37 protein-coding genes and 6 pseudogenes are annotated in these 26,024 nt (G+C 46.0%); 15 read left to right on the plus strand and 28 right to left on the minus strand.

Going from position 1 to position 26,024, the window contains the following annotated elements; translation table 11 throughout:
• Positions 1-47 precede the first annotated feature (47 nt).
• The 3 genes and pseudogenes from HDEF_RS09805 (at position 48) to HDEF_RS09815 (ending at position 1,487) form a co-directional block, all read left to right on the plus strand.
• Positions 48-770 carry a relaxase/mobilization nuclease domain-containing protein gene (locus HDEF_RS09805; protein ID WP_044612398.1) on the plus strand — a complete coding sequence of 241 codons (723 nt, stop codon included), beginning with the start codon at positions 48-50 and terminating at the stop codon, positions 768-770.
• A gap of 238 nt (positions 771-1,008) precedes the next feature.
• Positions 1,009-1,258, plus strand: a pseudogene (locus HDEF_RS09810) (BrnT family toxin).
• Positions 1,242-1,487, plus strand: a complete 246-nt coding sequence (locus tag HDEF_RS09815) for a BrnA antitoxin family protein (protein ID WP_234809406.1) — start codon at positions 1,242-1,244, stop codon at positions 1,485-1,487. The pseudogene HDEF_RS09810 and the gene HDEF_RS09815 overlap by 17 nt, the downstream one beginning before the upstream one ends.
• A gap of 85 nt (positions 1,488-1,572) precedes the next feature.
• On the opposite strand, the gene HDEF_RS09820 is transcribed toward HDEF_RS09815, so the two are convergent.
• The 4 genes from HDEF_RS09820 to HDEF_RS09835 form a co-directional block, all read right to left on the minus strand.
• Positions 1,573-2,019 (minus strand): tail fiber assembly protein, encoded by a 447-nt coding sequence (locus HDEF_RS09820; RefSeq protein ID WP_086935017.1) that lies wholly within the window; start codon positions 2,017-2,019, stop codon positions 1,573-1,575.
• Between the two features lie 95 nt (positions 2,020-2,114).
• Entirely contained in the window at positions 2,115-3,035 is a 921-nt protein-coding gene (locus HDEF_RS12780) for a hypothetical protein (protein WP_015874474.1), read from the minus strand.
• 54 nt (positions 3,036-3,089) lie between these two features.
• Positions 3,090-3,623: an IS630 family transposase gene (locus tag HDEF_RS09830; protein ID WP_086934965.1), complete on the minus strand. Its 534-nt coding sequence runs from the start codon at positions 3,621-3,623 to the stop codon at positions 3,090-3,092.
• Complete coding sequence (locus HDEF_RS09835; RefSeq protein ID WP_012737971.1) at positions 3,535-3,912, minus strand: IS630 transposase-related protein; 378 nt, start codon at positions 3,910-3,912, stop codon at positions 3,535-3,537. The genes HDEF_RS09830 and HDEF_RS09835 overlap by 89 nt, the downstream gene beginning before the upstream one ends.
• 75 nt (positions 3,913-3,987) lie before the next feature.
• Between HDEF_RS09835 and HDEF_RS09840 the strand changes: the two genes are divergently transcribed.
• The 3 genes and pseudogenes from HDEF_RS09840 (at position 3,988) to HDEF_RS09850 (ending at position 5,427) form a co-directional block, all read left to right on the plus strand.
• Positions 3,988-4,710 (plus strand): relaxase/mobilization nuclease domain-containing protein, encoded by a 723-nt coding sequence (locus HDEF_RS09840; protein ID WP_044612398.1) that lies wholly within the window; start codon positions 3,988-3,990, stop codon positions 4,708-4,710.
• Between the two features lie 238 nt (positions 4,711-4,948).
• Positions 4,949-5,198: pseudogene (locus tag HDEF_RS09845) on the plus strand (BrnT family toxin).
• Positions 5,182-5,427: a BrnA antitoxin family protein gene (locus HDEF_RS09850; RefSeq protein WP_234809406.1), complete on the plus strand. Its 246-nt coding sequence runs from the start codon at positions 5,182-5,184 to the stop codon at positions 5,425-5,427. Before HDEF_RS09845 ends, HDEF_RS09850 begins: the two are co-directional and overlap by 17 nt.
• A gap of 85 nt (positions 5,428-5,512) precedes the next feature.
• On the opposite strand, the gene HDEF_RS09855 is transcribed toward HDEF_RS09850, so the two are convergent.
• The 4 genes from HDEF_RS09855 to HDEF_RS09870 all read right to left on the minus strand — a co-directional run bounded on the left by HDEF_RS09855 (position 5,513) and on the right by HDEF_RS09870 (position 7,852).
• Positions 5,513-5,959, minus strand: a complete 447-nt coding sequence (locus HDEF_RS09855) for a tail fiber assembly protein (RefSeq protein ID WP_086935017.1) — start codon at positions 5,957-5,959, stop codon at positions 5,513-5,515.
• Between the two features lie 95 nt (positions 5,960-6,054).
• Positions 6,055-6,975: a hypothetical protein gene (locus HDEF_RS12785; protein WP_015874474.1), complete on the minus strand. Its 921-nt coding sequence runs from the start codon at positions 6,973-6,975 to the stop codon at positions 6,055-6,057.
• A gap of 54 nt (positions 6,976-7,029) precedes the next feature.
• A complete protein-coding gene (locus HDEF_RS09865; protein ID WP_086934965.1) occupies positions 7,030-7,563 on the minus strand; it encodes an IS630 family transposase in 534 nt (177 codons plus the stop codon).
• Positions 7,475-7,852 (minus strand): IS630 transposase-related protein, encoded by a 378-nt coding sequence (locus HDEF_RS09870; protein WP_012737971.1) that lies wholly within the window; start codon positions 7,850-7,852, stop codon positions 7,475-7,477. Before HDEF_RS09870 ends, HDEF_RS09865 begins: the two co-directional genes overlap by 89 nt.
• Before the next feature lie 75 nt (positions 7,853-7,927).
• Here HDEF_RS09870 and HDEF_RS09875 point away from each other — a divergent pair, with 75 nt between their 5' ends.
• The 3 genes and pseudogenes from HDEF_RS09875 to HDEF_RS09885 all read left to right on the plus strand — a co-directional run bounded on the left by HDEF_RS09875 (position 7,928) and on the right by HDEF_RS09885 (position 9,367).
• Positions 7,928-8,650 carry a relaxase/mobilization nuclease domain-containing protein gene (locus tag HDEF_RS09875; protein WP_044612398.1) on the plus strand — a complete coding sequence of 241 codons (723 nt, stop codon included), beginning with the start codon at positions 7,928-7,930 and terminating at the stop codon, positions 8,648-8,650.
• A 238-nt stretch (positions 8,651-8,888) separates the two neighbouring features.
• Positions 8,889-9,138: pseudogene (locus tag HDEF_RS09880) on the plus strand (BrnT family toxin).
• On the plus strand, positions 9,122-9,367 hold the full coding sequence (locus HDEF_RS09885; protein WP_234809406.1) for a BrnA antitoxin family protein: 246 nt from the start codon (positions 9,122-9,124) through the stop codon (positions 9,365-9,367). The pseudogene HDEF_RS09880 and the gene HDEF_RS09885 overlap by 17 nt, the downstream one beginning before the upstream one ends.
• Before the next feature lie 85 nt (positions 9,368-9,452).
• On the opposite strand, the gene HDEF_RS09890 is transcribed toward HDEF_RS09885, so the two are convergent.
• The 17 genes from HDEF_RS09890 to HDEF_RS09970 form a co-directional block, all read right to left on the minus strand.
• A complete protein-coding gene (locus HDEF_RS09890; protein WP_086935017.1) occupies positions 9,453-9,899 on the minus strand; it encodes a tail fiber assembly protein in 447 nt (148 codons plus the stop codon).
• 95 nt (positions 9,900-9,994) lie between these two features.
• A complete protein-coding gene (locus tag HDEF_RS12790) occupies positions 9,995-10,915 on the minus strand; it encodes a hypothetical protein (protein ID WP_015874474.1) in 921 nt (306 codons plus the stop codon).
• A gap of 54 nt (positions 10,916-10,969) precedes the next feature.
• Complete coding sequence (locus tag HDEF_RS09900; RefSeq protein ID WP_086934965.1) at positions 10,970-11,503, minus strand: IS630 family transposase; 534 nt, start codon at positions 11,501-11,503, stop codon at positions 10,970-10,972.
• Positions 11,415-11,792 carry an IS630 transposase-related protein gene (locus HDEF_RS09905; protein ID WP_012737971.1) on the minus strand — a complete coding sequence of 126 codons (378 nt, stop codon included), beginning with the start codon at positions 11,790-11,792 and terminating at the stop codon, positions 11,415-11,417. The genes HDEF_RS09900 and HDEF_RS09905 overlap by 89 nt, the downstream gene beginning before the upstream one ends.
• Positions 11,793-11,842: 50 nt before the next feature.
• Entirely contained in the window at positions 11,843-12,352 is a 510-nt protein-coding gene (locus HDEF_RS09910; RefSeq protein WP_015874475.1) for a phage tail protein I, read from the minus strand.
• Position 12,353: 1 nt separating this feature from the next.
• Positions 12,354-13,235 (minus strand): baseplate assembly protein, encoded by an 882-nt coding sequence (locus tag HDEF_RS09915; RefSeq protein WP_015874476.1) that lies wholly within the window; start codon positions 13,233-13,235, stop codon positions 12,354-12,356.
• On the minus strand, positions 13,232-13,567 hold the full coding sequence (locus HDEF_RS09920; RefSeq protein ID WP_015874477.1) for a GPW/gp25 family protein: 336 nt from the start codon (positions 13,565-13,567) through the stop codon (positions 13,232-13,234). Before HDEF_RS09920 ends, HDEF_RS09915 begins: the two co-directional genes overlap by 4 nt.
• On the minus strand, positions 13,564-14,142 hold the full coding sequence (locus tag HDEF_RS09925; protein WP_015874478.1) for a phage baseplate assembly protein V: 579 nt from the start codon (positions 14,140-14,142) through the stop codon (positions 13,564-13,566). The genes HDEF_RS09920 and HDEF_RS09925 overlap by 4 nt, the downstream gene beginning before the upstream one ends.
• Positions 14,139-14,642 carry a phage protein Gp37 gene (locus HDEF_RS09930; protein ID WP_015874479.1) on the minus strand — a complete coding sequence of 168 codons (504 nt, stop codon included), beginning with the start codon at positions 14,640-14,642 and terminating at the stop codon, positions 14,139-14,141. Before HDEF_RS09930 ends, HDEF_RS09925 begins: the two co-directional genes overlap by 4 nt.
• A 27-nt stretch (positions 14,643-14,669) precedes the next feature.
• On the minus strand, positions 14,670-15,119 hold the full coding sequence (locus tag HDEF_RS09935; protein WP_015874480.1) for a phage virion morphogenesis protein: 450 nt from the start codon (positions 15,117-15,119) through the stop codon (positions 14,670-14,672).
• The gene (locus tag HDEF_RS09940) at positions 15,119-15,547 is read right to left on the minus strand and encodes a gp436 family protein (protein ID WP_015874481.1); all 429 of its coding nucleotides are present in this window, start codon (positions 15,545-15,547) and stop codon (positions 15,119-15,121) included. The genes HDEF_RS09935 and HDEF_RS09940 overlap by 1 nt, the downstream gene beginning before the upstream one ends.
• Positions 15,548-15,553: 6 nt before the next feature.
• Positions 15,554-15,838, minus strand: coding sequence for an HI1506-related protein (locus HDEF_RS09945; protein ID WP_015874482.1), 285 nt, complete (start codon positions 15,836-15,838; stop codon positions 15,554-15,556).
• 1 nt (position 15,839) lies between these two features.
• On the minus strand, positions 15,840-16,535 hold the full coding sequence (locus tag HDEF_RS09950) for a phage protease (protein ID WP_202944089.1): 696 nt from the start codon (positions 16,533-16,535) through the stop codon (positions 15,840-15,842).
• Between the two features lie 213 nt (positions 16,536-16,748).
• A complete protein-coding gene (locus tag HDEF_RS09955; RefSeq protein ID WP_015874484.1) occupies positions 16,749-17,048 on the minus strand; it encodes an addiction module antidote protein in 300 nt (99 codons plus the stop codon).
• On the minus strand, positions 17,045-17,341 hold the full coding sequence (locus HDEF_RS09960; RefSeq protein WP_015874485.1) for a type II toxin-antitoxin system RelE/ParE family toxin: 297 nt from the start codon (positions 17,339-17,341) through the stop codon (positions 17,045-17,047). Before HDEF_RS09960 ends, HDEF_RS09955 begins: the two co-directional genes overlap by 4 nt.
• Positions 17,342-17,495: 154 nt before the next feature.
• Positions 17,496-18,143 carry a phage head morphogenesis protein gene (locus HDEF_RS09965; protein ID WP_202820383.1) on the minus strand — a complete coding sequence of 216 codons (648 nt, stop codon included), beginning with the start codon at positions 18,141-18,143 and terminating at the stop codon, positions 17,496-17,498.
• Positions 18,140-18,523 carry a phage portal protein family protein gene (locus HDEF_RS09970; RefSeq protein WP_100103955.1) on the minus strand — a complete coding sequence of 128 codons (384 nt, stop codon included), beginning with the start codon at positions 18,521-18,523 and terminating at the stop codon, positions 18,140-18,142. The genes HDEF_RS09965 and HDEF_RS09970 overlap by 4 nt, the downstream gene beginning before the upstream one ends.
• An 894-nt stretch (positions 18,524-19,417) precedes the next feature.
• Here HDEF_RS09970 and HDEF_RS09975 point away from each other — a divergent pair.
• Positions 19,418-20,152: a class I SAM-dependent methyltransferase gene (locus tag HDEF_RS09975; RefSeq protein ID WP_015874490.1), complete on the plus strand. Its 735-nt coding sequence runs from the start codon at positions 19,418-19,420 to the stop codon at positions 20,150-20,152.
• Between the two features lie 250 nt (positions 20,153-20,402).
• Here the strand turns inward: HDEF_RS09975 and HDEF_RS09980 are convergent, their stop codons facing one another.
• Both HDEF_RS09980 and HDEF_RS09985 read right to left on the minus strand, forming a co-directional pair.
• Entirely contained in the window at positions 20,403-21,791 is a 1,389-nt protein-coding gene (locus HDEF_RS09980; RefSeq protein ID WP_015874491.1) for an MFS transporter, read from the minus strand.
• Between the two features lie 80 nt (positions 21,792-21,871).
• Complete coding sequence (locus HDEF_RS09985) at positions 21,872-22,303, minus strand: iron-containing alcohol dehydrogenase (RefSeq protein WP_015874492.1); 432 nt, start codon at positions 22,301-22,303, stop codon at positions 21,872-21,874.
• 695 nt (positions 22,304-22,998) lie between these two features.
• Here HDEF_RS09985 and HDEF_RS09990 point away from each other — a divergent pair.
• The 5 genes and pseudogenes from HDEF_RS09990 to HDEF_RS13845 form a co-directional block, all read left to right on the plus strand.
• Positions 22,999-23,247, plus strand: a complete 249-nt coding sequence (locus tag HDEF_RS09990) for a hypothetical protein (protein ID WP_015874494.1) — start codon at positions 22,999-23,001, stop codon at positions 23,245-23,247.
• A 170-nt stretch (positions 23,248-23,417) separates the two neighbouring features.
• Complete coding sequence (locus HDEF_RS09995) at positions 23,418-23,612, plus strand: hypothetical protein (protein WP_015874495.1); 195 nt, start codon at positions 23,418-23,420, stop codon at positions 23,610-23,612.
• Between the two features lie 27 nt (positions 23,613-23,639).
• Positions 23,640-24,126, plus strand: a pseudogene (locus HDEF_RS13430) (transposase); the annotation flags it as partial.
• A gap of 472 nt (positions 24,127-24,598) precedes the next feature.
• Entirely contained in the window at positions 24,599-24,865 is a 267-nt protein-coding gene (locus tag HDEF_RS10005; RefSeq protein ID WP_015874496.1) for a helix-turn-helix transcriptional regulator, read from the plus strand.
• A gap of 109 nt (positions 24,866-24,974) precedes the next feature.
• Positions 24,975-25,420 (plus strand): annotated as a pseudogene (locus tag HDEF_RS13845) (transposase); the annotation flags it as partial.
• Positions 25,421-25,581: 161 nt separating this feature from the next.
• On the opposite strand, the pseudogene HDEF_RS10015 reads toward HDEF_RS13845, so the two are convergent.
• Positions 25,582-25,908, minus strand: a pseudogene (locus HDEF_RS10015) (helix-turn-helix transcriptional regulator); the annotation flags it as partial.
• Positions 25,909-26,024: the final 116 nt, after the last annotated feature.

Genomic DNA, 26,024 nt, shown 5'->3' on the forward strand with positions numbered 1-26,024 from the left:
ATTGTAACTAAAATTAAATCGCTTAGCTATATAACGACGTTAAAATTTTGCACAAAGCCTGCCGAAAATTAGAGCTTAAATATGATTGGAAACCGGATAATGGGTGTTGGAAGAGAGATCAAAATCATCAGATTATTCGAGCTGAATCTCAATATCCCTCGGCTCCGAGAGCATCGACGCAGTTTGAATATCACGAAGATAAAGAAAGTTTTTATTCGTATGTGGTTCGTACGTGCCGAACAGAGTTGACTTCTATTTTAAAAGGGCCGCTTCAAGAATGGGAAGAGGTACACGCTGTTTTTTTAAGGGCCCATCTGGAATTGAAAAAAAAAGGTTCTGGGTTGGCTATTTATGACAAAAATTGTCCGAACAATGTTCCTTTAAAAGCCAGCAGTTTACACCCTCAACTCACTCTTTCGAAATTAGTGCCTCGCATTGGCGAATTTGAAAGTGCGCCCCGAGTGATGGAATTTAAAAATGAACAAGGGGAGGTGACCTTAACAAACTATATGGTGAGTTCACATTATGATGATCGACTTCATTTGCGTGATCATCAAGCTCGAATGACTCGCCGATTAGAACGCGCTGAGGCCCGAGAAGAGTTAAAATTGCGTTATCAAACTGACAAAAAAGAAGCGAAATGCCCCTCTTTTGACGCAAAAAATCGTTTCAGAACTCTTTCCATGACCTTTCGTTTCCGAAGAGCCCATGTGTGTGTTGCGGTGCGCGATCCTTTAACTCAACCCCGTGCAGGAATTGTCCGGGCATAATATTTCCTCATTGTTAGGACGAGACATGTTTCGTTGCCCAACAGATTGCCCAACAGAGGAAACCCTGTTCAGATGAAAAATTTCATCTGGGCGGCTTTATTGAAGTTTTGGGGGACGAAGTTCTCAACAGCTCAAACGTATTGGCTTTTGTATTTTAATCGCTTACAATACTACAATTATATAACTACAATTAAGGAGTGATCGCCTGAAATTTTCATGGGACGAAACCAAAAATAAAATGAATCAGCGTAAACATGGGGTGAGTTTTGAAGAGGCCATGCAAGTATTTAACGATCCTTTTCACATAACACGTCAAGATCGGACTGAAAAGGGAGATTTGAGGTGGCAAACGATAGGGATGTCTGACCGTATCATCATTTTATTGCGCACATACCTGGAATGATGAGAACAAAGAAGAACATATCCGTATTATTTCAGCACGACGTACAACCCGCATTGAAAGGAAGATGTATGAACAAATGCCTTAAATCTGCTCAAAAACCAGAAAAGCCAATAGATTTTTCAGATATTCCTGAAACCTGCGAAAAAGATTGGGTAGGCGCATCACGGGGACAGTTTTACCGCCCTATTAAAAAACAACTGACTGTGCGCATAGATGCCGATGTCCTGGAATGGCTTAAATCAGAAGGGGATGGCTATCAGTCTCGTCTCAATCGTATTTTACGGAGCGCGATGTTATCGAAAATCCAGAGCTAAAGAACACAGCCGCAATGAGTGACAGTGCCCCCCTCCCGCTCACTCCGGCCTTTGTAACACAAATCTGGGTAAAGGTCCCTTCATCCTACCCCCTCGGCACTTCAGGCCAAGTGATTTCGCTCTGAGAGAGGTCGAGTCGATGGAGGGCGACACGATAGGCTTTCCAGCTCTTGAGAGCCTGGACCTCTTGTTCGGTCGCCACTCCCAACTCTACCGCATCGGCCAGCGGGGCGAGGGCTTTCGTAGCAACGTCCATGAATCGGGCTTTTTTCCTCAGGGCTTTCTGGGTTTTTTCTGTTTCGGTGTCGACCCGTTTGACCACCTGATGGCCGTCCAATATCCACTCCCCGTCATGGGTCGCCCCCTCGGGGAGGCTGTCGAGTTCGACCACGCTGCCATTCAAGGGGAACAAGGCAGAGGCATCTTTTGAAATGGAGACCACGGTGTTCTTTTCATCCAGCACCACTTTAACCGTGTGGGGCGCAAAGGTTTTTTGAAGGTCATACCAGTCCCGGCCCTGCTCATCCTGAATATACCAGGCACTGACGGTCTGTTGTCGCTATTTTTGAGAGGCGGATAAATCCTCAGCCGGGGTTTCTTTAAAATGTCGATAGCGTTTCATCTGAGTTATCCCTGCCCTACGGTTATCCACTGCCCATTAATATTTTTCTGTATGAATCGGTAATAGGCATAGCTTTTCATCTCCCAGAGACCATTCGTTTTAAACCCAGTGACCACGGCGCCTGCGGAAAGTTGTCGGTCATAGGTCTGAACACTCATGAGTTGCACACTGGATAATCTGATGTCCCGGACAAAGGTACGATTGACTTCCTCCCAGGGGGCCCGGCTTTGTACGGCTTCCGTGATTTTGGTGGTGATCCATTGATTTAAGAGCCCGCCCCAGCACTCTCCGTCAATATTGCCATCTTCTTGATAGGTCGCGGTTTTTCCGTTCTTTGACACCCTGAGGGTGTCGTTCACTTGAATTTGTCCCTGCACTTCACCGCCGTGCCGTTTATCCAGTGCATTTTTTGCACAATCGACCGTTTCTGACAACCCCAGGTTTTTGATAAATTGCGCTTTATCCGGGATGTCTGCCCCGTGGTCATTTTTGGAGAGCTTTTGAGAGAGTTGCTGTAAAATCTGAGTGCTGAAATCCCTCTCTTCTCCTAAGGCTTTGGCCAGCTCCTTTAAGGTGTCCAAGGCCTCTGGCGCCCCGTCGGTGAGCGCGTTGACGGCTCGAGTGACAAATTCGGTGGTCGCCAGTTGACGGCTGCTGTTTTTGAATTCAGGCGTCGGGGCCTTAGGCTCACCCGTAAAATCAGGGCTTTTTTTAAGCGCATAAACGGGATGCGGATCCTCTTCCTCCCTGTGGTGATAGAACTCGGTGTTGAGCCTGTCTTGTCCTTTTTTTAAAAAGGTCGTGCGATTGCCCAGCTGTTGGGCCTGTCGATTGGCAATGCCCTCGGGTCCCCCTAACACAGGGTCACGGGTTTCAATTTGATAAATGCCGTCTTCCCATTGAGACAGTTCCGTCAAGTCGGTCATGCGTGGATCCCATAAGAGTATTGGCCGTTATATAGCTAAACGATATAAGAATAGTTACATAATATGTTCTGAAAACAAGGTATTGATGTCGCATTGAAGTTCTCTTCTTTTTCTTTTAGCTTGAGCCCATGTGTGCTCAATAGGGTTGAACTCGGGCGAATAAGGAGGCAAATATTCAATAGAATGACCGGCGTTGAGAATGGCGTGTTGAATATCTTTTCGCTTGTGGAAAGAAGCGTTATCCATCATCATCACGCACGGATGAGGAAGAGCGGGTAGGAGCAGCTGAGTGACCCAGGCATAAAAAACATCGCTGTTAATGGAGCAGTTAAAGAGGCCCACCGCGATGAGAGTGACCCCTAATAAGGCACCAATGACGTTAGTGCGGCCCTTAGCCTGCCAATCGTGAGTCCCAAAACAGCGTTGACCTCGTGTAGCGTATCCGTAGAGGCGGGGCATATCGTGAGCAAAGCCGCTCTCATCGAGATAAACCAGAGATTTACCCTGCTTTTGATACCCCGCGATTTTTTCCTGGAACCCCTGTCGTGCCTCTTCGTTTGCCTTGGGATGACGCAGAGTTTTTTTTATAGGTCAGACCCCATCTTTTCAATGCTTGCCAGATGGCTTTGGGGCACACCCCGAAACGGGCCGCCCGTTCCCGTTGATAGCTATCTGGATACTCTGCCACATCTTTGATAAACGCCTCTTTATCCATCTTGCCTCGACGCGGACCCGAGGGTTTCGGTTCTATTCGCTTGAGCCAACGCCTGAGAGTATCTGTACCTACGTGAAAACGCTTCGCCGTTGCTCTGATGCTCAGTCCTTCTTTCTCTCGAATACTCAGGACTTTTTGACGAAAATCCACTGAATAACTCATAGTGACCTCATGCTAATTAGTTCTTTATATTGTAACTAAAATTAAATCGCTTAGCTATATAACGACGTTAAAATTTTGCACAAAGCCTGCCGAAAATTAGAGCTTAAATATGATTGGAAACCGGATAATGGGTGTTGGAAGAGAGATCAAAATCATCAGATTATTCGAGCTGAATCTCAATATCCCTCGGCTCCGAGAGCATCGACGCAGTTTGAATATCACGAAGATAAAGAAAGTTTTTATTCGTATGTGGTTCGTACGTGCCGAACAGAGTTGACTTCTATTTTAAAAGGGCCGCTTCAAGAATGGGAAGAGGTACACGCTGTTTTTTTAAGGGCCCATCTGGAATTGAAAAAAAAAGGTTCTGGGTTGGCTATTTATGACAAAAATTGTCCGAACAATGTTCCTTTAAAAGCCAGCAGTTTACACCCTCAACTCACTCTTTCGAAATTAGTGCCTCGCATTGGCGAATTTGAAAGTGCGCCCCGAGTGATGGAATTTAAAAATGAACAAGGGGAGGTGACCTTAACAAACTATATGGTGAGTTCACATTATGATGATCGACTTCATTTGCGTGATCATCAAGCTCGAATGACTCGCCGATTAGAACGCGCTGAGGCCCGAGAAGAGTTAAAATTGCGTTATCAAACTGACAAAAAAGAAGCGAAATGCCCCTCTTTTGACGCAAAAAATCGTTTCAGAACTCTTTCCATGACCTTTCGTTTCCGAAGAGCCCATGTGTGTGTTGCGGTGCGCGATCCTTTAACTCAACCCCGTGCAGGAATTGTCCGGGCATAATATTTCCTCATTGTTAGGACGAGACATGTTTCGTTGCCCAACAGATTGCCCAACAGAGGAAACCCTGTTCAGATGAAAAATTTCATCTGGGCGGCTTTATTGAAGTTTTGGGGGACGAAGTTCTCAACAGCTCAAACGTATTGGCTTTTGTATTTTAATCGCTTACAATACTACAATTATATAACTACAATTAAGGAGTGATCGCCTGAAATTTTCATGGGACGAAACCAAAAATAAAATGAATCAGCGTAAACATGGGGTGAGTTTTGAAGAGGCCATGCAAGTATTTAACGATCCTTTTCACATAACACGTCAAGATCGGACTGAAAAGGGAGATTTGAGGTGGCAAACGATAGGGATGTCTGACCGTATCATCATTTTATTGCGCACATACCTGGAATGATGAGAACAAAGAAGAACATATCCGTATTATTTCAGCACGACGTACAACCCGCATTGAAAGGAAGATGTATGAACAAATGCCTTAAATCTGCTCAAAAACCAGAAAAGCCAATAGATTTTTCAGATATTCCTGAAACCTGCGAAAAAGATTGGGTAGGCGCATCACGGGGACAGTTTTACCGCCCTATTAAAAAACAACTGACTGTGCGCATAGATGCCGATGTCCTGGAATGGCTTAAATCAGAAGGGGATGGCTATCAGTCTCGTCTCAATCGTATTTTACGGAGCGCGATGTTATCGAAAATCCAGAGCTAAAGAACACAGCCGCAATGAGTGACAGTGCCCCCCTCCCGCTCACTCCGGCCTTTGTAACACAAATCTGGGTAAAGGTCCCTTCATCCTACCCCCTCGGCACTTCAGGCCAAGTGATTTCGCTCTGAGAGAGGTCGAGTCGATGGAGGGCGACACGATAGGCTTTCCAGCTCTTGAGAGCCTGGACCTCTTGTTCGGTCGCCACTCCCAACTCTACCGCATCGGCCAGCGGGGCGAGGGCTTTCGTAGCAACGTCCATGAATCGGGCTTTTTTCCTCAGGGCTTTCTGGGTTTTTTCTGTTTCGGTGTCGACCCGTTTGACCACCTGATGGCCGTCCAATATCCACTCCCCGTCATGGGTCGCCCCCTCGGGGAGGCTGTCGAGTTCGACCACGCTGCCATTCAAGGGGAACAAGGCAGAGGCATCTTTTGAAATGGAGACCACGGTGTTCTTTTCATCCAGCACCACTTTAACCGTGTGGGGCGCAAAGGTTTTTTGAAGGTCATACCAGTCCCGGCCCTGCTCATCCTGAATATACCAGGCACTGACGGTCTGTTGTCGCTATTTTTGAGAGGCGGATAAATCCTCAGCCGGGGTTTCTTTAAAATGTCGATAGCGTTTCATCTGAGTTATCCCTGCCCTACGGTTATCCACTGCCCATTAATATTTTTCTGTATGAATCGGTAATAGGCATAGCTTTTCATCTCCCAGAGACCATTCGTTTTAAACCCAGTGACCACGGCGCCTGCGGAAAGTTGTCGGTCATAGGTCTGAACACTCATGAGTTGCACACTGGATAATCTGATGTCCCGGACAAAGGTACGATTGACTTCCTCCCAGGGGGCCCGGCTTTGTACGGCTTCCGTGATTTTGGTGGTGATCCATTGATTTAAGAGCCCGCCCCAGCACTCTCCGTCAATATTGCCATCTTCTTGATAGGTCGCGGTTTTTCCGTTCTTTGACACCCTGAGGGTGTCGTTCACTTGAATTTGTCCCTGCACTTCACCGCCGTGCCGTTTATCCAGTGCATTTTTTGCACAATCGACCGTTTCTGACAACCCCAGGTTTTTGATAAATTGCGCTTTATCCGGGATGTCTGCCCCGTGGTCATTTTTGGAGAGCTTTTGAGAGAGTTGCTGTAAAATCTGAGTGCTGAAATCCCTCTCTTCTCCTAAGGCTTTGGCCAGCTCCTTTAAGGTGTCCAAGGCCTCTGGCGCCCCGTCGGTGAGCGCGTTGACGGCTCGAGTGACAAATTCGGTGGTCGCCAGTTGACGGCTGCTGTTTTTGAATTCAGGCGTCGGGGCCTTAGGCTCACCCGTAAAATCAGGGCTTTTTTTAAGCGCATAAACGGGATGCGGATCCTCTTCCTCCCTGTGGTGATAGAACTCGGTGTTGAGCCTGTCTTGTCCTTTTTTTAAAAAGGTCGTGCGATTGCCCAGCTGTTGGGCCTGTCGATTGGCAATGCCCTCGGGTCCCCCTAACACAGGGTCACGGGTTTCAATTTGATAAATGCCGTCTTCCCATTGAGACAGTTCCGTCAAGTCGGTCATGCGTGGATCCCATAAGAGTATTGGCCGTTATATAGCTAAACGATATAAGAATAGTTACATAATATGTTCTGAAAACAAGGTATTGATGTCGCATTGAAGTTCTCTTCTTTTTCTTTTAGCTTGAGCCCATGTGTGCTCAATAGGGTTGAACTCGGGCGAATAAGGAGGCAAATATTCAATAGAATGACCGGCGTTGAGAATGGCGTGTTGAATATCTTTTCGCTTGTGGAAAGAAGCGTTATCCATCATCATCACGCACGGATGAGGAAGAGCGGGTAGGAGCAGCTGAGTGACCCAGGCATAAAAAACATCGCTGTTAATGGAGCAGTTAAAGAGGCCCACCGCGATGAGAGTGACCCCTAATAAGGCACCAATGACGTTAGTGCGGCCCTTAGCCTGCCAATCGTGAGTCCCAAAACAGCGTTGACCTCGTGTAGCGTATCCGTAGAGGCGGGGCATATCGTGAGCAAAGCCGCTCTCATCGAGATAAACCAGAGATTTACCCTGCTTTTGATACCCCGCGATTTTTTCCTGGAACCCCTGTCGTGCCTCTTCGTTTGCCTTGGGATGACGCAGAGTTTTTTTTATAGGTCAGACCCCATCTTTTCAATGCTTGCCAGATGGCTTTGGGGCACACCCCGAAACGGGCCGCCCGTTCCCGTTGATAGCTATCTGGATACTCTGCCACATCTTTGATAAACGCCTCTTTATCCATCTTGCCTCGACGCGGACCCGAGGGTTTCGGTTCTATTCGCTTGAGCCAACGCCTGAGAGTATCTGTACCTACGTGAAAACGCTTCGCCGTTGCTCTGATGCTCAGTCCTTCTTTCTCTCGAATACTCAGGACTTTTTGACGAAAATCCACTGAATAACTCATAGTGACCTCATGCTAATTAGTTCTTTATATTGTAACTAAAATTAAATCGCTTAGCTATATAACGACGTTAAAATTTTGCACAAAGCCTGCCGAAAATTAGAGCTTAAATATGATTGGAAACCGGATAATGGGTGTTGGAAGAGAGATCAAAATCATCAGATTATTCGAGCTGAATCTCAATATCCCTCGGCTCCGAGAGCATCGACGCAGTTTGAATATCACGAAGATAAAGAAAGTTTTTATTCGTATGTGGTTCGTACGTGCCGAACAGAGTTGACTTCTATTTTAAAAGGGCCGCTTCAAGAATGGGAAGAGGTACACGCTGTTTTTTTAAGGGCCCATCTGGAATTGAAAAAAAAAGGTTCTGGGTTGGCTATTTATGACAAAAATTGTCCGAACAATGTTCCTTTAAAAGCCAGCAGTTTACACCCTCAACTCACTCTTTCGAAATTAGTGCCTCGCATTGGCGAATTTGAAAGTGCGCCCCGAGTGATGGAATTTAAAAATGAACAAGGGGAGGTGACCTTAACAAACTATATGGTGAGTTCACATTATGATGATCGACTTCATTTGCGTGATCATCAAGCTCGAATGACTCGCCGATTAGAACGCGCTGAGGCCCGAGAAGAGTTAAAATTGCGTTATCAAACTGACAAAAAAGAAGCGAAATGCCCCTCTTTTGACGCAAAAAATCGTTTCAGAACTCTTTCCATGACCTTTCGTTTCCGAAGAGCCCATGTGTGTGTTGCGGTGCGCGATCCTTTAACTCAACCCCGTGCAGGAATTGTCCGGGCATAATATTTCCTCATTGTTAGGACGAGACATGTTTCGTTGCCCAACAGATTGCCCAACAGAGGAAACCCTGTTCAGATGAAAAATTTCATCTGGGCGGCTTTATTGAAGTTTTGGGGGACGAAGTTCTCAACAGCTCAAACGTATTGGCTTTTGTATTTTAATCGCTTACAATACTACAATTATATAACTACAATTAAGGAGTGATCGCCTGAAATTTTCATGGGACGAAACCAAAAATAAAATGAATCAGCGTAAACATGGGGTGAGTTTTGAAGAGGCCATGCAAGTATTTAACGATCCTTTTCACATAACACGTCAAGATCGGACTGAAAAGGGAGATTTGAGGTGGCAAACGATAGGGATGTCTGACCGTATCATCATTTTATTGCGCACATACCTGGAATGATGAGAACAAAGAAGAACATATCCGTATTATTTCAGCACGACGTACAACCCGCATTGAAAGGAAGATGTATGAACAAATGCCTTAAATCTGCTCAAAAACCAGAAAAGCCAATAGATTTTTCAGATATTCCTGAAACCTGCGAAAAAGATTGGGTAGGCGCATCACGGGGACAGTTTTACCGCCCTATTAAAAAACAACTGACTGTGCGCATAGATGCCGATGTCCTGGAATGGCTTAAATCAGAAGGGGATGGCTATCAGTCTCGTCTCAATCGTATTTTACGGAGCGCGATGTTATCGAAAATCCAGAGCTAAAGAACACAGCCGCAATGAGTGACAGTGCCCCCCTCCCGCTCACTCCGGCCTTTGTAACACAAATCTGGGTAAAGGTCCCTTCATCCTACCCCCTCGGCACTTCAGGCCAAGTGATTTCGCTCTGAGAGAGGTCGAGTCGATGGAGGGCGACACGATAGGCTTTCCAGCTCTTGAGAGCCTGGACCTCTTGTTCGGTCGCCACTCCCAACTCTACCGCATCGGCCAGCGGGGCGAGGGCTTTCGTAGCAACGTCCATGAATCGGGCTTTTTTCCTCAGGGCTTTCTGGGTTTTTTCTGTTTCGGTGTCGACCCGTTTGACCACCTGATGGCCGTCCAATATCCACTCCCCGTCATGGGTCGCCCCCTCGGGGAGGCTGTCGAGTTCGACCACGCTGCCATTCAAGGGGAACAAGGCAGAGGCATCTTTTGAAATGGAGACCACGGTGTTCTTTTCATCCAGCACCACTTTAACCGTGTGGGGCGCAAAGGTTTTTTGAAGGTCATACCAGTCCCGGCCCTGCTCATCCTGAATATACCAGGCACTGACGGTCTGTTGTCGCTATTTTTGAGAGGCGGATAAATCCTCAGCCGGGGTTTCTTTAAAATGTCGATAGCGTTTCATCTGAGTTATCCCTGCCCTACGGTTATCCACTGCCCATTAATATTTTTCTGTATGAATCGGTAATAGGCATAGCTTTTCATCTCCCAGAGACCATTCGTTTTAAACCCAGTGACCACGGCGCCTGCGGAAAGTTGTCGGTCATAGGTCTGAACACTCATGAGTTGCACACTGGATAATCTGATGTCCCGGACAAAGGTACGATTGACTTCCTCCCAGGGGGCCCGGCTTTGTACGGCTTCCGTGATTTTGGTGGTGATCCATTGATTTAAGAGCCCGCCCCAGCACTCTCCGTCAATATTGCCATCTTCTTGATAGGTCGCGGTTTTTCCGTTCTTTGACACCCTGAGGGTGTCGTTCACTTGAATTTGTCCCTGCACTTCACCGCCGTGCCGTTTATCCAGTGCATTTTTTGCACAATCGACCGTTTCTGACAACCCCAGGTTTTTGATAAATTGCGCTTTATCCGGGATGTCTGCCCCGTGGTCATTTTTGGAGAGCTTTTGAGAGAGTTGCTGTAAAATCTGAGTGCTGAAATCCCTCTCTTCTCCTAAGGCTTTGGCCAGCTCCTTTAAGGTGTCCAAGGCCTCTGGCGCCCCGTCGGTGAGCGCGTTGACGGCTCGAGTGACAAATTCGGTGGTCGCCAGTTGACGGCTGCTGTTTTTGAATTCAGGCGTCGGGGCCTTAGGCTCACCCGTAAAATCAGGGCTTTTTTTAAGCGCATAAACGGGATGCGGATCCTCTTCCTCCCTGTGGTGATAGAACTCGGTGTTGAGCCTGTCTTGTCCTTTTTTTAAAAAGGTCGTGCGATTGCCCAGCTGTTGGGCCTGTCGATTGGCAATGCCCTCGGGTCCCCCTAACACAGGGTCACGGGTTTCAATTTGATAAATGCCGTCTTCCCATTGAGACAGTTCCGTCAAGTCGGTCATGCGTGGATCCCATAAGAGTATTGGCCGTTATATAGCTAAACGATATAAGAATAGTTACATAATATGTTCTGAAAACAAGGTATTGATGTCGCATTGAAGTTCTCTTCTTTTTCTTTTAGCTTGAGCCCATGTGTGCTCAATAGGGTTGAACTCGGGCGAATAAGGAGGCAAATATTCAATAGAATGACCGGCGTTGAGAATGGCGTGTTGAATATCTTTTCGCTTGTGGAAAGAAGCGTTATCCATCATCATCACGCACGGATGAGGAAGAGCGGGTAGGAGCAGCTGAGTGACCCAGGCATAAAAAACATCGCTGTTAATGGAGCAGTTAAAGAGGCCCACCGCGATGAGAGTGACCCCTAATAAGGCACCAATGACGTTAGTGCGGCCCTTAGCCTGCCAATCGTGAGTCCCAAAACAGCGTTGACCTCGTGTAGCGTATCCGTAGAGGCGGGGCATATCGTGAGCAAAGCCGCTCTCATCGAGATAAACCAGAGATTTACCCTGCTTTTGATACCCCGCGATTTTTTCCTGGAACCCCTGTCGTGCCTCTTCGTTTGCCTTGGGATGACGCAGAGTTTTTTTTATAGGTCAGACCCCATCTTTTCAATGCTTGCCAGATGGCTTTGGGGCACACCCCGAAACGGGCCGCCCGTTCCCGTTGATAGCTATCTGGATACTCTGCCACATCTTTGATAAACGCCTCTTTATCCATCTTGCCTCGACGCGGACCCGAGGGTTTCGGTTCTATTCGCTTGAGCCAACGCCTGAGAGTATCTGTACCTACGTGAAAACGCTTCGCCGTTGCTCTGATGCTCAGTCCTTCTTTCTCTCGAATACTCAGGACTTTTTGACGAAAATCCACTGAATAACTCATAGTGACCTCATGCTAATTAGTTCTTTATATTGTAACTAAAATTAAATCGCTTAGCTATATCGGGCTTGTTGTGAAAAATCATAATGAAAAGGGGGATATTCGAGACTGACCAGATGACAACGCGCCGGTGCCCACGCTTTCAGGGATTTTTTGAGCATTTTTGCCTCGGCCGCCGTGATAAGACGTTGAAAAATAACGCGATAACAGGCCCATAGTTCAGGGTCGCCAGACACAGGTTGCTCTCTGCCTACGCCTTCGATGACCGTGACTTCCCCAAATCCAGGACCGCGCAACAGACTTCGGATCGAAGAGAGGGTGCCCTTGTAGCGATGCGCTCGAGCTGAGTGCTGGATCACTTCTCGTTGCGTGCGTTCATCCCAGTCACTGTCCCATTGATCGACCGATAAGGCCCATGCCAGCCAGGGGAGCAGATCGGCTGGGCACGTCTCAGGATTCCATAACCGACCGATTTCAATAGGGATTTTGCCCAGTCTGGCGGTAGCCGCTTCTATGCCCCGCTCTTCCTGAGTGGCATTCGGGGGGAGGAGGGTTTCCCTCATCTCAGCCCCCTTCAGAAACGTGGATAGCGGTCGCAAAGGCCGCCTGATGCGCTCGAACCAAAATATCTTCAGCAGGAGAGGTCATCCGCACGTTTTGCACACCGGGCTGGTGCAGGGCGGCATACAACCCGGACAAGGTGACATCAAAGCCCAGTTGATGCTGTTGAGTGGCATACTCCGTCACCTTGATTCTGGATTGTTCCGCGACAACAGATCGATCCGGGCCAGGATAAAAGGTCAGATGGGCGCTGATGTGGTATTCAATGATGTCCGCCGCCTGTACGGTGATATGGTCCGTTAATGGCCGTATCGCTTCGTGGTTGAGCCGCTCTGTGACGGCTTGAAGCAACGCGGCATCAGGGACCCCTTTTTCGTCCATACTCAACACGGTGACCCGCACTTCACCCGGCGACGGGCTGGTCACCGAGACATCCTTGACGTCACCCGAGGCGGCCAGGGTGTGATAGACATAGGCACCTATGGGCCCCGCTGTGCTGTAACCTTCCAATGATAACGGTATTCTTTGGCGGAGCCTTTCATCGTCTTCATAAGTGGCAGGGAAAGCGGGAATGGCATCAGGGTTGCCGGGGTCAATGACCAAACGAGAAACACCGAAAAGTGCTGCAAGATGATCCAGGTCCTTGCCTTTGGCATAGGCCAGCATCACTGAACGGCCCGCATCGTTGACCCGTTGACGCAATAATAATTCACGATAAGCCGCGACTTCCAGAATTTTGTAAGCGGGATCGGATGCCACCAGGGCGGTCAACTCAGGTGCCCGATGACGCAAGTCAGCCAGCATTTCAGACAAAATACTGTCATAATCCAGGGGTTGGACCACATCAGGGTCGGGCAATATCGCCAGATGAATCGCGTTGGTCATACCACCAGTCCTTCCAGTTTGAGTTCCTTACCCTCAGGCAAATACTCCCCAACCAGATCAAAGGTGATATGTCCCTCTTTCACACGGGTGACACCCACATGTAAAAGCCTGAATCGGGGCTCCCATCGTTCGAGGGCTTCCGCCGTGGCCGCCACCATTTCAGCCATCGTGTTTTCATTCAAAGGCGCATCCACCCATTCAAACAGACGGCACCCATATTCACGGCGCATCACACGGCTGCCGACAGGGGTCGTCAGAATATCGGTGATGCTTTGGCGAAGATGCGCATGACCTTTCAAAATCTGCCCCGTGGTCCTGTTGACCCCATTCATTGCGGTGCTCCCGGTGTTGAGGTCTCTGCCCCGGTTTCAGGGGAACGGTGTGTATGGCCGTTGTAAATATCGCGGTCCGCCTGCATGGAACGGGTATGATCGGTGATGTCTTCTGTCGCCCTGATATGTCCCGTGACATGCACATCACCCACAATAGCAATGCCGCCTTGAGAAATCAGGGCAGTCGTTGCGCCCTCAGGCAGACTGATTTTGAAAGCGTGCGCTTCACGGTCATAGCTCAAATCCGCCCCGTCCGCAAAACGGGTGCGACGCACGGTGGGCCGGTTATCTGTCGCGGGAAACGGGTTTTGATATAAAGCGGGCAGCACGACCCCTAATTCTGGCTCACCGTCAGGGCACAGGAGGAGCACCTGTTCACCGATTTCCGGTGCCCAGTAATCCACATCATGACTGGCACGGGCAGTGATCCAATGAAGCCAACCCGTTTCAAGTGGCCCTGCTTCGACTTTGACCAGCGCATTGTGATAATCCGCGTCAGTAATCGTGCCGATGAAAAAAATATTGGAGAGTCGGCGTTCCACTTCCGCCAGGCGTTGTAAAATGTGATTGATCATCCCAGCACCTTGTCATAAGCCATTTCATCACCGAAGTGTTCAACATCATCCGATACATACACTGTTGACGGGAGAATCCCCCCGTCCCACACGTCTTGACCGATTCGAATTGATTGTTCCCAGGTCACGGCCCACATCGCCACGCCCTGGCGTTCCACCTGACCGCTGAACAGGTTGTCGGCTTTAACGCCCTTCGCATCGATCGTGCCTGTAACGCCCCAGCGTTGCCCGGGGATCAAAACCAGCAGGCTTTCAACGATGGCCAATGCCGCTTCATCTTTGGGTAATTGCCGGCGGTCTCCTGTAACCACAAAAGCCGCCAGTCGAAGCACGGCTTCATTTTCGCCCGTCTCCAGCATATGAACCCTGGGCATCCCCATCAAAGCCACTCGCACAGCGGGTAACTGAGTGGCAATCCGTTTTAATTCATCCAGGTTAAACCGCCCCGGGTGGGGGGCTACTGCTTTCAGTTCAGGCAATTGGGCGTTGATTTTGTCCATAATCGCCTGGCCGTAATGCGGTCAATTTCATAAAGCCCCTTGAATCAACTGATCGGCCCAATCCTGAAGGGTGTTTTGCAATTCCACGAGGTTGTCAGCACTGATACCCAGGAATTCGCGTTGTGGAATTCCCCTTTTCGTATCCCCAAACTGGTGACGGGCGGCATACATCAGGTTTGTTCCAATGTCAGTACGGCCCAATCCGAACACCGATTGAATGGAGTCGATTAAATCCCCGCTGCTTTGAAGGAGGTTTTGATGGCGGTGTCTTGATTTTGCATATCCCTGCGACCATTCCGGCCACTTATCCCCGTCAGGGCTTTCTTTTTCATCGATGAAACGGTCAACCGTCTGCTTTTCAACCAGATTACCCAACACGCTCAGCACCTGTTGAGGATCGATGCCCCCAAGGCGGTCAAGCAGGGGGTTCAGGCGTTCAATGCCGCAAAGTTCGAGTGACGCCCCCACGCCCGCCATTAGAAAGCCCTCAATTGATGCCGGCTAAACCACCGGGGATGGGAGTGACTGCATGCCCCCTCTGTTCCGGTGGGCGTTGTTGTCTCACTGTCGGTGACAGGTAATTGCGCTTTGCCTTGAGCAAGGCGTTCCAGCCAGGCCACGGCATCTTCATACCGTTGGCGTTTTTCTTCTGTTGTACCGCCGCCGTCCTGGGCCAGCCAATAAACGGCAATATCAACACACAGACGTTTGAGCAGGTCGGGAAAATGAATAACAGGAAGGGGGTAACGGGTGGACAGGTACGAATCCATCAACCCACTGGCGTCAGACAAGGCATGTTCCACCGTGGTCATGTCTACCCTGTCGTCATTATTTCGGTCCGCTATCGTATATAAAAAATCCTCACCGACTCGGTGCGTCATCTCTTCGAGGGTGGCATAAAGCATGAAACATTACCCTTCTGCGATGCGTTTTTGGTAAATAGCCCAGGCCCTGTCACGTTGTGCGGCAGTGATGTCTTGACCCATCACATTTTCGAGGTCTTTCACGGGGGGCTTTTTGTCTGGGTCAATGATGCCGATGGCTTCCACGATGTTTTCAATCCGTTCGCCGGGGGTATCGTCAACAGGCGCTTCAGCCCCTTCCATCACGCTCAACAGGGGCTCTGCCTTAATTTGTGCCCATTGGTGTTCAGTGAAATTCGAGCGTTCTATCATTTTCCCTTCTGAGGCAAACAACTCACCCGCACGGCGAAAGCCCTGCCGGTTCTTTGAACGAATAAAGTTGATGAAGCGCCCTGTGTTCGATTTCCCTGAGCCTGATTTCAGCGGCCTGGGCACGATTCAATGCGGCATCGTGGTCAGCGCGGGGCACAAATTTTTCCAAAGACGGGTGACTGGCCCTGTTCAGTGCCTTGTCTTTGTCTGTTTTCATCTGGTGAATGGCGGATACCGCCTGAGCTTCAGTCGCTTGCGCTGATAGACCCAGTGCGGTACAGAGTGCCAGTGGTAAGGTCATCGCGGGTTCTCCGGCAGGTTGGATGCGCTGGTTCAGCGCGGTTAAGTGAAGGTTCGGCTGATTGGTTAAACCCGCCGAATACAGTTGCAAGATACGTTTTGTGTGCGTGTCGAAGGTGAATACCGGGGATAAATACCTGTAAGATTTCTCCTCCATGAGCGAACGGCCTTGAGGGTTCCATTCAACCCATCCCCAGATAGACCCCCCATCACGCACTTCCAACCCTTTAATCCAACCCACTGCAGGGGCGGGATCGCCCTTGGGGGCTTTGAGTTCAGTCGCATGTTCAATATCAATAGGCAGGTCGGCCTGGTTGGCCTGAAAAGCATCCACCCCCCCCTGGGGGTGATCATTGACCCAGGAACGGCCATCCCGTCCGGTGATCTGTTCACCGAAGGGGATTAATTCGACCCACAACGGGGTTCCCTTCTGGGCAGCGGTCGCTTCCAGAAGGGGCCGAAGTTCCGTGTTTAAGGCAAAAGTGTGTGTTGTCGTGCCCGCCAAGGTAGCGCGGGCAAAGAAGGGAGTTCAGGTGAAAAATTTCACTTGATCGGTGGGAGCGACATTTTTGACTCGTTGTGCAAATTTAGCCAAGCACCCGAGGCAGCCAGAAAAAGCGTTCTTCCAGTTTTAATGAACGGCGGTCGGCTTCGCGGACAATTCGATCCCGAGTGCCTTCATCAGCACCAGTGTCGTACGCAGCGTCGGGTTGCCCTCGGCGCTGAACGAGCGATAAAGCTGTTCGCGTGATAGACCAGTCTGACTGGCGATTTGCGTCATGCCTTTGGCGCGGGCGATGATGCCCAGAGCGTGAGCGATGAATCCTGGATCGTTTGTCTCGAACGCACCGGCCATGAAGTCAGCGATGGCTTGGTCAGATTTCAAGTGCTCAGCAGGGTCGAAGGGGGTCAGTTTTTTAGTCATGGTCATTCTCTCCATTCATCAGCGAGGCGAAGTGCGGTTTTGATGTCACGGCCCTGCGATCCTTTGTCGCCGCCAAAGAGTAGGACGATGACCGCATCGCCGCGCCACTGGAAGTAAACCCGGTAGCCAGGGCCGTAGTGAATACGAAGCTCGCTTACGCCCTTGCCAATCGGTTCGGCGTCACCGAGGTGACCGTAGGCCAGCCGCGCCAGCCGCAAAGAAATGGCCGTGGTCGCCCGCTCGTCTTTGAGCTTGGTATACCATTTGCGAAAGGTTTCAGTCTGCTTCAACTCGATCATGCCATTAATGTAGTCTAAAAGTTACACGAAGACAAGCCTTTTTAGCGGATTGTGCCCACAATAGACCTGAATTCGATGTCTTTTTCTTTTCCCAAAGTTTGAGTGTGGGATAATCTGGCTTTGCCGGGGTGAACATTCCAGCCGGGGTCTATGCCTACCGGCACTTCTTCCACTTTGCCAGTACGCCTGTTTTCCCAAAGAGTGGTTTTTTTTCTGGAGCCTCAGAGACTCCCCCTCGTTGTGACGCTTGCCGTTCGGTCATCTGCCGGACACGACACCGACACCCCCAACCATTCGGGGGTAAATGGGTATCCCAAAACGGCGCATCCACAGGAAGAATCAGCCCTTCCCACTGTACGTGTTGAAGTCGATGCTCTCTTGAAGGCCCCAGTCCATACCTCAAATACGGCAATGCCGCTTTGTTCCGTTCGATACGCACCCATTGCCCCGCGGCGCGGGCCGTTCTCATGTGGGTGTCGTAAATGATTTTTAAACGGCGGGGCGTGCCCAATTCAATCATAGCGCCATCCTCCATCAATACCTTTCCCAGCCATCCCCGCTTTCCAAGGAGGGGTTCGAGTTCATCCTGAAACTGTTTGAATGTCTTGCCCTCCGCCAAAGCAGCATCAACGGCTTGACGTATCTCCATCAGCAGCTCTTGCGTCATGGCTTTGGCCACAGTGAAAGCGCGAACGTGTTCTTCCTTCCACAGGTCACGGTAATCCCAAGCAATTTTATAGCCCTTTGCCCGTAAATAGGCTAACGCTTCCCTGGGCGGGGGCGGCGCTGTAGGGGTCATCATTCCTGACCTTCTACGCCGGTTCCATAGGCCATCAGGCCCGCTTGAGCCAAGGATTCTGTCAGCTTCTTTACATCCGCCTTGTCCAATAATTGGGGGAGCAGCGCTCTCAACTGGTCATAGTCTTCAACCCGTTTGATCGCCTCCATCACCGGAGCAGTCACAGGGGTTATCTGCGGTTCCCAATCGGTTAACATCTCCTCTGCTAAAACCTCAATATCATCAGGTTGATTTCTGTTGATAGCCCTGTTTGAACAGGCACAGCCCTGTGCGCGGTTTGTTGCGGAGGCTTGAGCGGGGGTTGTAGAGACACTCAATAAATCCGCCTCTTTCGCCGGCTCTGAGAGCCCCAGCTTGGTTCTTAAAGGAAGTAAGCGGGGCATCAAAGGGGATTTGGTTATAAGTAATTCGATAAAAATATTACCTTCTAAGCCTGAGGTTCGCAATGTAACAATTTCATCAAGGTTCGCGTGGGGTCACGACGTTCCGAAAGGCGGTTTATTTGTTATTGTAAAATATGATTTTATACATAACAACACGGATAATGATCAATCCATTTTTCAGTGGCAATACAAAGAATATGGTACATGGAAAGACTTTAACTCGATTGAAACAATAGATAGCAAAAAATTACAATTGTCTGTTACTAAACAATTTTTGTTTTCAAGCCAAAATTTTACTTCTTATAATATAAGAAGTATGCTCCGATCAGGGTGCGTATTACCCCTAAGGGATCTAAGAAGCAGAGCATTACGGGAACAGTAGTTGAAAAGGATATGGGATGTCTAAATCAGTTACTAAATCCTGCATCGACTTGCGGTCTGTAAAATAAACTGTGTAAATGGCATTCTAATAAAAACTTTATTGAGGATAAACAAATGCCTATCAGTGAAGAACTGATAGACCAGCTGCTTAATCTCCTCAAATTGTTCACGGGTGATATCTCTGGGGTATATTTTTCTCATGCCCAAATTATCAAGCTTCAACGTGTTTTAGTAAAGACTCTCAACAGGTTCTGAGACTGGGGGAGAGGTCCATACTGTTTTTTTGAGGGCGTATTTAGAATTAAAAAAGAAAGGTTCAGGGTTGGCGATTTATGACAAAAATTGTCCGGATAATATTCCTTTAAAGACCAGTCGTTGACATCCTCAACTCACGCTTTTGAAATTATAACCAAGCAACTTAATAATGATTAAGTGATATATTTTTCAAACAAGATATCGATGTCACACTGAAGTTCTCTTTTTCCGGAGCTTTAGGCCTATGAGGAAAAATGAATGACCCAAAATATTTATGATCATCCAGAATTTTTTGAAGGCTATGCTCAGCTGGATCGTTCAGTGAAAGGCTTAAAGGGCGCCCCTGAATGGCCTGCCATTGAACGCATTTTACCGGATTTTAAAGGTCTTGATATCGTTGATCTTGGCTGTGGTTACGGTTGGTTTTGCCGAGAGGCAAGAGCAAAAGGAGCAAAGCAGTTACTCGGTCTGGATCTATCGACAAAGATGTTAGATAAAGCCCGACAAATGACCCAGGATGCTCAAATTACCTATCAGATAGCCAATTTGGAAAAATTGGTTTTTTTAGAAAATCAATATGATTTGGTATATAGCTCTTTAGCCCTGCATTATGTAGAAAATTTATCCGGTTTATTAAAAACGGTGTATCAAGCCTTAAAATCAAAGGGATATTTTGTTTTTTCCGCAGAGCATCCCATTTATACTGCACGAAAGCAGCAGGGTTGGCTAATCGATAAAGAGGGACAAAAATTTTGGCCCGTAAATCAGTATCAAGTAGAGGGGAAAAGGGTGACAAACTGGCTAGGAGCAGAAGTGATAAAGCAGCATCGCACTCTTGGGACTTATGTAAATATGTTAATTCAGTCTGGTTTTATAATAAAACATCTTGAAGAATGGGGCCCCTCAGAACAACAAGTGATTCAAAATTCAGCATTAAGCGAAGAGATACACCGCCCGATGATGTTTTTTCTTTCCGCTCAAAAAAATACTTAACAAAATCTTTTTAAGATCTGATCCTGTTGTTCGGATTTTTTGCTTTTGGGTTTCCAAGCCGGGATCTGGATTGATTTTTCAAAAAAATAGACTTATTGGGGATACAAAGTCAGTTAATACAAAGGAGCTAAAAATATTAAAAGTATTTCTTTAAAAAACTAAAAATGCATTGGCTAATAAATTGAACTCATTAAAAAAACTGCCCACCAGCTTGACAAGTTCCAAAATTCAGTGTCCTGAGTCTGAAATGTCATATCTCCTCAAGCTGAATATGACGCGTTTCTCGAGCAAAGAGATACGTTATAGCCCCAAGAAAAAAGATAAACGCGAAAATCAAAAAGGGGGTTAAAACGATATTCTGAGACAATGATTCACTACCGATAATCGCCCCTAAAAAAATAGGGCCAATTATTTTAGCCGTGGCTCCGACTCCATAACCCAGCCCAAGACAGGTCGAGCGGATAGGATTAGGGAAAATTTCCCCACCAAATGCATTGATAACCCCAAATGCACCATCACCAAACATCATCGCTATAAAAATCCCGACAAAGAAAACCCAACCTGAAGAGATCATATTTAGCCCCAAAAAAGGCAAAATAGTCGTGATTTGTATACAAAACGCAGCAATCGTGCATCCTAAAGCTCCCATCAAACCGCAGATAAAAAGTGTCCAACGCCGCCCAAGATAATCACAAGCCCATGCCGACAGTAATCGACCAATTAAATCTCCTAAAGAAAGGATCATGAATAAATTGGCCACCCTATGAATACTAAAGTTGAAAGATTCATTCAGTAGTGCTTGTCCCCAGGACTGAATAATAAAACTGCCGAAGATAAAACAAAATGAACCCATAGCCACAATAGTCAGTGGTTTTCGATAGTCTTTGATCATCTTGATATAAGACGGTTGTGAAGCAGAGACATGTTCAGGTAAATCTCCCACTTGAGTGACCGGAATAGTCATCGCCCAGGCATAGGCTTCACGCGCATGCTGAAGGCGTCCTTTTGAGACTAAATATCGGGGGGATTCTGGGATAAATTTTGTCCATGCCAGCAAGACCACTGGGATACAACCCATCATCAAAAGACCTCGCCAGCCCAACAGGTCAGCCAGATAAAGCGTGGCGAGAGAGCCCAAAAATAACCCCAATGGTATGAACGCTGAAGTCAAACCCGTGAATAACCCCCGATTTTTGGATGGCAAAAATTCTTGTACATAGGGCACAGAAGTCACGTTCAGCCCGCCAACCGCGATGCCGACACAAATGCGCATGATGGAAAAAAAGACCCAACCATTTGCAGGCGTTAAGGCAGAGAGCCCAGTAAAGATGACCAGCATTAAAATACATGAGATAAATGATTTTTTTCGACCATATTTATCCGCGAGCCAACCCCAAACAATCGCCCCGATGACGGTTCCCAGTCCTGCTCCGCCCAGGATAACGCCAGACTGTATTGCGTTTAATGACCACTGTGGATCTTTCATCACCAGGGTAATAACAAAACCGACCAAAAATAAGTCAAAAAATTCCAGAATACTGGCCATAATGACCATGCATATCAGGGATTTTTGATTTTTTGTCAGAGGCGCCAAATCAAGTTGTTGTATCGATGTCATATCTGCTTTTACTGAGGGCATAGAGCGTGACTCCATATATTATTTAAAGCGGTATCATATCTCGATGAGGTAACGTGTTCTGTCAGCTTGATTTTAAGCGACTAAAGTTCCGGATGTTGTTTGTGATAAACACGGTAGCTGTCGAACACCCCTTCGTCTGTATAAATCAGCAGCGCGCTGCAAGACGCATCTCTGGACGCCACTGCGGGCGCAATGGCGAAACTGGGTTTCAGCTCGTCTGCCACCGCTTTGGTGGTATCCAGGGTTTTGCCCCCTCCTGGTCCGACAACGACAGAGGTTTGCTCGTTGAATGTGAAACCCGCCAAGAGGGCGATTTCTTTTTGAGATGACTCCCCATTAAAACGTTTATAACGGTAAGCGATGTCGGCTTTTTTCAGAGACGTCTTCACTCGGGCTTCAACGATTGTCCAGACCGCGTTGTTTGCAATAAGAAACACCTTGCTGCCCAGCGCCGACAGATAAAGCCCGAATTCATTTTTTCCTGGTGAAGAAAAAAGAAAATTTCTCATCATATTAACCTCGGTCTTTATACATCGGTGTCAAATTCCCGGAAGATATGGCTCTTTTTTTGAAGAGTTCAGATATAAGATTTCAGTGTGACTCCTTCCTTTATAGACTGCAATCGTGTTTGGCTTTGGTTTATTTATGACAAGATGACAACTGAGAGATAGGTCTGAGCGCAAATCATCATGATAATTTGACTTCATAATCAAGCGAGAATTTAAATAAAGTAAAGTAAAATTAAACTATAATACTAAACAAAAATGCGCTTTTTTTGAAAGTTTTTTTAGAAAAAATGTAAAAATTTTTCTTGGGTTTACTTTTAGACATCAAATTATAAAACCTAATGACATTGATAAGATTTTACTATTATTTTAAATAACTAAAAAGGATTGTATTTGGTTTAGATTTAAGTTTTATAATTTTCAGAAAAAATAAATATGAAAAGAGGTAACATGAATATAAAAATAAATTATTTAATAAAAAATTTTAAAAATGATGAAAATATTAATATAAATTTAATTAATGAAAATAAGTTTATTATTTATATAAAAAATTTTTTTATCAAATAATAACACTTGGACTCAAAAGATCTTTATATGAGGCAAAATCAGAAGATAAAAAAGAATTATTTAATATAGCATTTTCAGTATATGCCTCTTTACCACAATCTTTTTTAAAGATAAATGAAAATTATACAAGAGATATGTATTTCTCTCCTGACAAAAAATATAAAATTCATCAATTTGGATACAAAATTTACATTAGCAAATTAAATGAAAAAGATGAAATTATTGATTCACGTACCGAAATTGCTGATTTGAGCAACCGGGATAAATTTGAAAAATTTAAAAAAAAATTCCAGGAAATTAAAAAACATGATGACTATCAAAAAAAAGTTGATAATAATTATAACATTATAAGCAAGTTAAATTATAAGGAGATTAATTTTTAATCAGATTTTAGAAAAGTCATTATTAATTATGTAATAGAAAATTATACATCTTATGTAGATCATATAGATGGTATAAATTCTAGATCTGACAATAATTTAAAAGAAAAAGTAATTTCTTTAGAAGATTTTAAAAAAAATATAAAGAAACACCTACGCCAGAATATATTGCCATGGACGATATTGCTACTATGATGGATTATTTTTTCATCGAAAATCAAGAATTAACAAAAGAATTACTAGAAGCAGATGTTCATGAATATTATATGTATGAATTTTGTAGAGATTATAAAGACGATCATATTATGTTAAATTTTTTAGCTATATCATCCTATCTTGAGGGTATTTATGATAAAAATAATGATTAATTTATCAGCTCAAAAAAATATGAATACAGGCAAAAAAATGGCCGTGATGCGTTCAGTCGATTTTTAATTGTCGATGCCCAGAGCGTCAAAAATACCGATACTGACAAAGACAAAGGCGATGATGTGGGGAAAAAGATTTCAAGGGATACAGCGTCATATTGTTGTGGATAGTAAAGGGCTTCCTCAGGCCGTTGTTGTTACAACAGCCAATGTGACGGGTAGAGAAGGGGCACTCGATGCACTCGCAGGGCATCAGGACAATCTGAGGAAATGAAAATGCCTTTTGACGGATGGAGGCTATACAGGTGATAGGTTTGCTCTGTTGAGCAAACTCTTGGCCCAACGTCATCAATGGCAGACGTTTACGGTCATTCCTGAACGTTGGGTGGTTGAACGCTCATTGAGTTGGTTCGAAAAATGCCGGCGGCTTTGGAAAAATGGCGAACGAAAACTCAATACCAGCGTGCAAGTGGTCAATTTGGCTTTCTTGGCGGTGTTCTTAAAAAAACTCTGAACAGGTCTAAGACATTACCGGCATAAGACACACAAAGCCGCTCGGCATCTTGACCTCTCAGCAAGAGGGCCAATCGGTAAATTTCCGGCATCGACTGGCAAACTCTCTGGCTTGTGAAATACTCGCCGCGGGGGCTATAGCATATTTAGCAAAGTAAATTAGGCATCTTTCCACTATCCCTGCTCCATTTTCTGACATCAAAAAAGTCAACTCCCTCTCAAAAAAACAGCGATTATCTTAATATTGACCTTGTTAACAGCGACATAGTAAGTGACCTGATGAGATTGGGCGCAAATTTCAGGGTCGTTGTTTTCCAGGTGTTACCTTACCTCTTAAAATTTAACCGACTATATTTTGAGATAAGATGCACCTTTACCTTTCTCCCGTTGCTTTCTGGCAGTTACGTCATTAACTTTTTAGTTTTTCAGGCTTGTATCCTGAGAATTTTGTTAATGTCTGGGGGATAAAATTGATGAAATTATTTACTATTAATGATTTTTCACCTTATTTCACCTTGTTTCCCAAGCTTTCTAAAAGAGAAATTGAGGTTTTATCTATGTCTCGTTCTGGTTTAACCAGAAGTGAAATCGCTTTGGAATTAAACATCAGTGTCAGTACTGTCGATAATTATTTTAACAACGCCATGCATAAGTATGAATTAGAATCATCTTGTGCATTAAGGGCGTTTTTTAATTTTGTGATACAAGACAGCTTCATAAAAATGATTATATATAAATAACTGATTTACTCAGCTCCAGGATTTTGAAGTTCAGTAAAAGCTTGCTGAGTCACTTTAACGAACAATTTGGCAGGTAGTACAAGGTGATTTCGCGAGTGAGGCATTTGATTTAAGGATTGATGCCACACACAGTCAAGTTTACCCTCACACAGCAGCGGTCACAAAAGGAGGCTCAACAGCAAAATATATTTGGCCATGGATGCGCATGGGTTGCTGGTCAGAGTACCTATTACATCAGGTACCCCAGCAGATTCCAAACAAGCCACGAATTTAATCCAAGGCATGACAGCAGAGAATGGTTTGGACTGAAAAGGGCTATGACAGTGAGAAAATCCTTAAAGAAGCAGACATGACAATCGCCATCCCGCCTAAAAAAATCGTCAAATTCAACGTTACTATGATAAAGCGCTCTACAAACATCGGCACCTCGTGGAGAATGCTTTTCTACACCTCAAGCGCTGGCGGGGTACTACTACTCGTTATGCAAAAAATACCGCCTCTTTTCTCGATGCTGTACAAATTCGATGCCTGTCGCTATGGCTCAATATTTCATGACGACACTATGCAGGAACTGGCGTTTATGAAGAGAGTCTTATGTGGATAAAAAAATCGGGTTTACACTTCTCCCTAATTCCATTTTTATCTTCAACGAAGTTTTTATTAGAATGTGATTAACACGGCTGATTTTATATACATCCACAGAGAAACCCTCCGCATTACCAAAAAAATTGTACCCCTTGTCTCAACAAATTTTTCGGAACATAGTGATTGAGTCCATTTGTGTGACAATATTCTATCAATCCAGAGAGCGAAGTGACCCCTGTTTTTTCATAAATTCTTTGTAATCTATTCTCGATAGTTCTATGAGATAAGCACAACTTTGTCGCGATCTCTTTATTGGACAGCTTCTGAAAGGCATAAAATATGATATCCAGTTTTTTTTCTGTAAAAGTATCTACAGGAGGATTTAATGTCAGAACGGAGGACTTTAAATGACTAAAAAAATCACTGATAGAGATGAAACTGAATTTTTTAGCATAAAAAAAGTCCTGCTGATCGGTCAAATATGTTAATTAGTGATCAAGACTGTTCATCATTAATAACTTTTTATCTTGAGACATCCATTGTTGATTTTCTTTAGCATTAAAAATCACCCCCC

Source organism: Candidatus Hamiltonella defensa 5AT (Acyrthosiphon pisum) (assembly GCF_000021705.1).
Lineage (GTDB): Bacteria > Pseudomonadota > Gammaproteobacteria > Enterobacterales > Enterobacteriaceae > Hamiltonella > Hamiltonella defendens.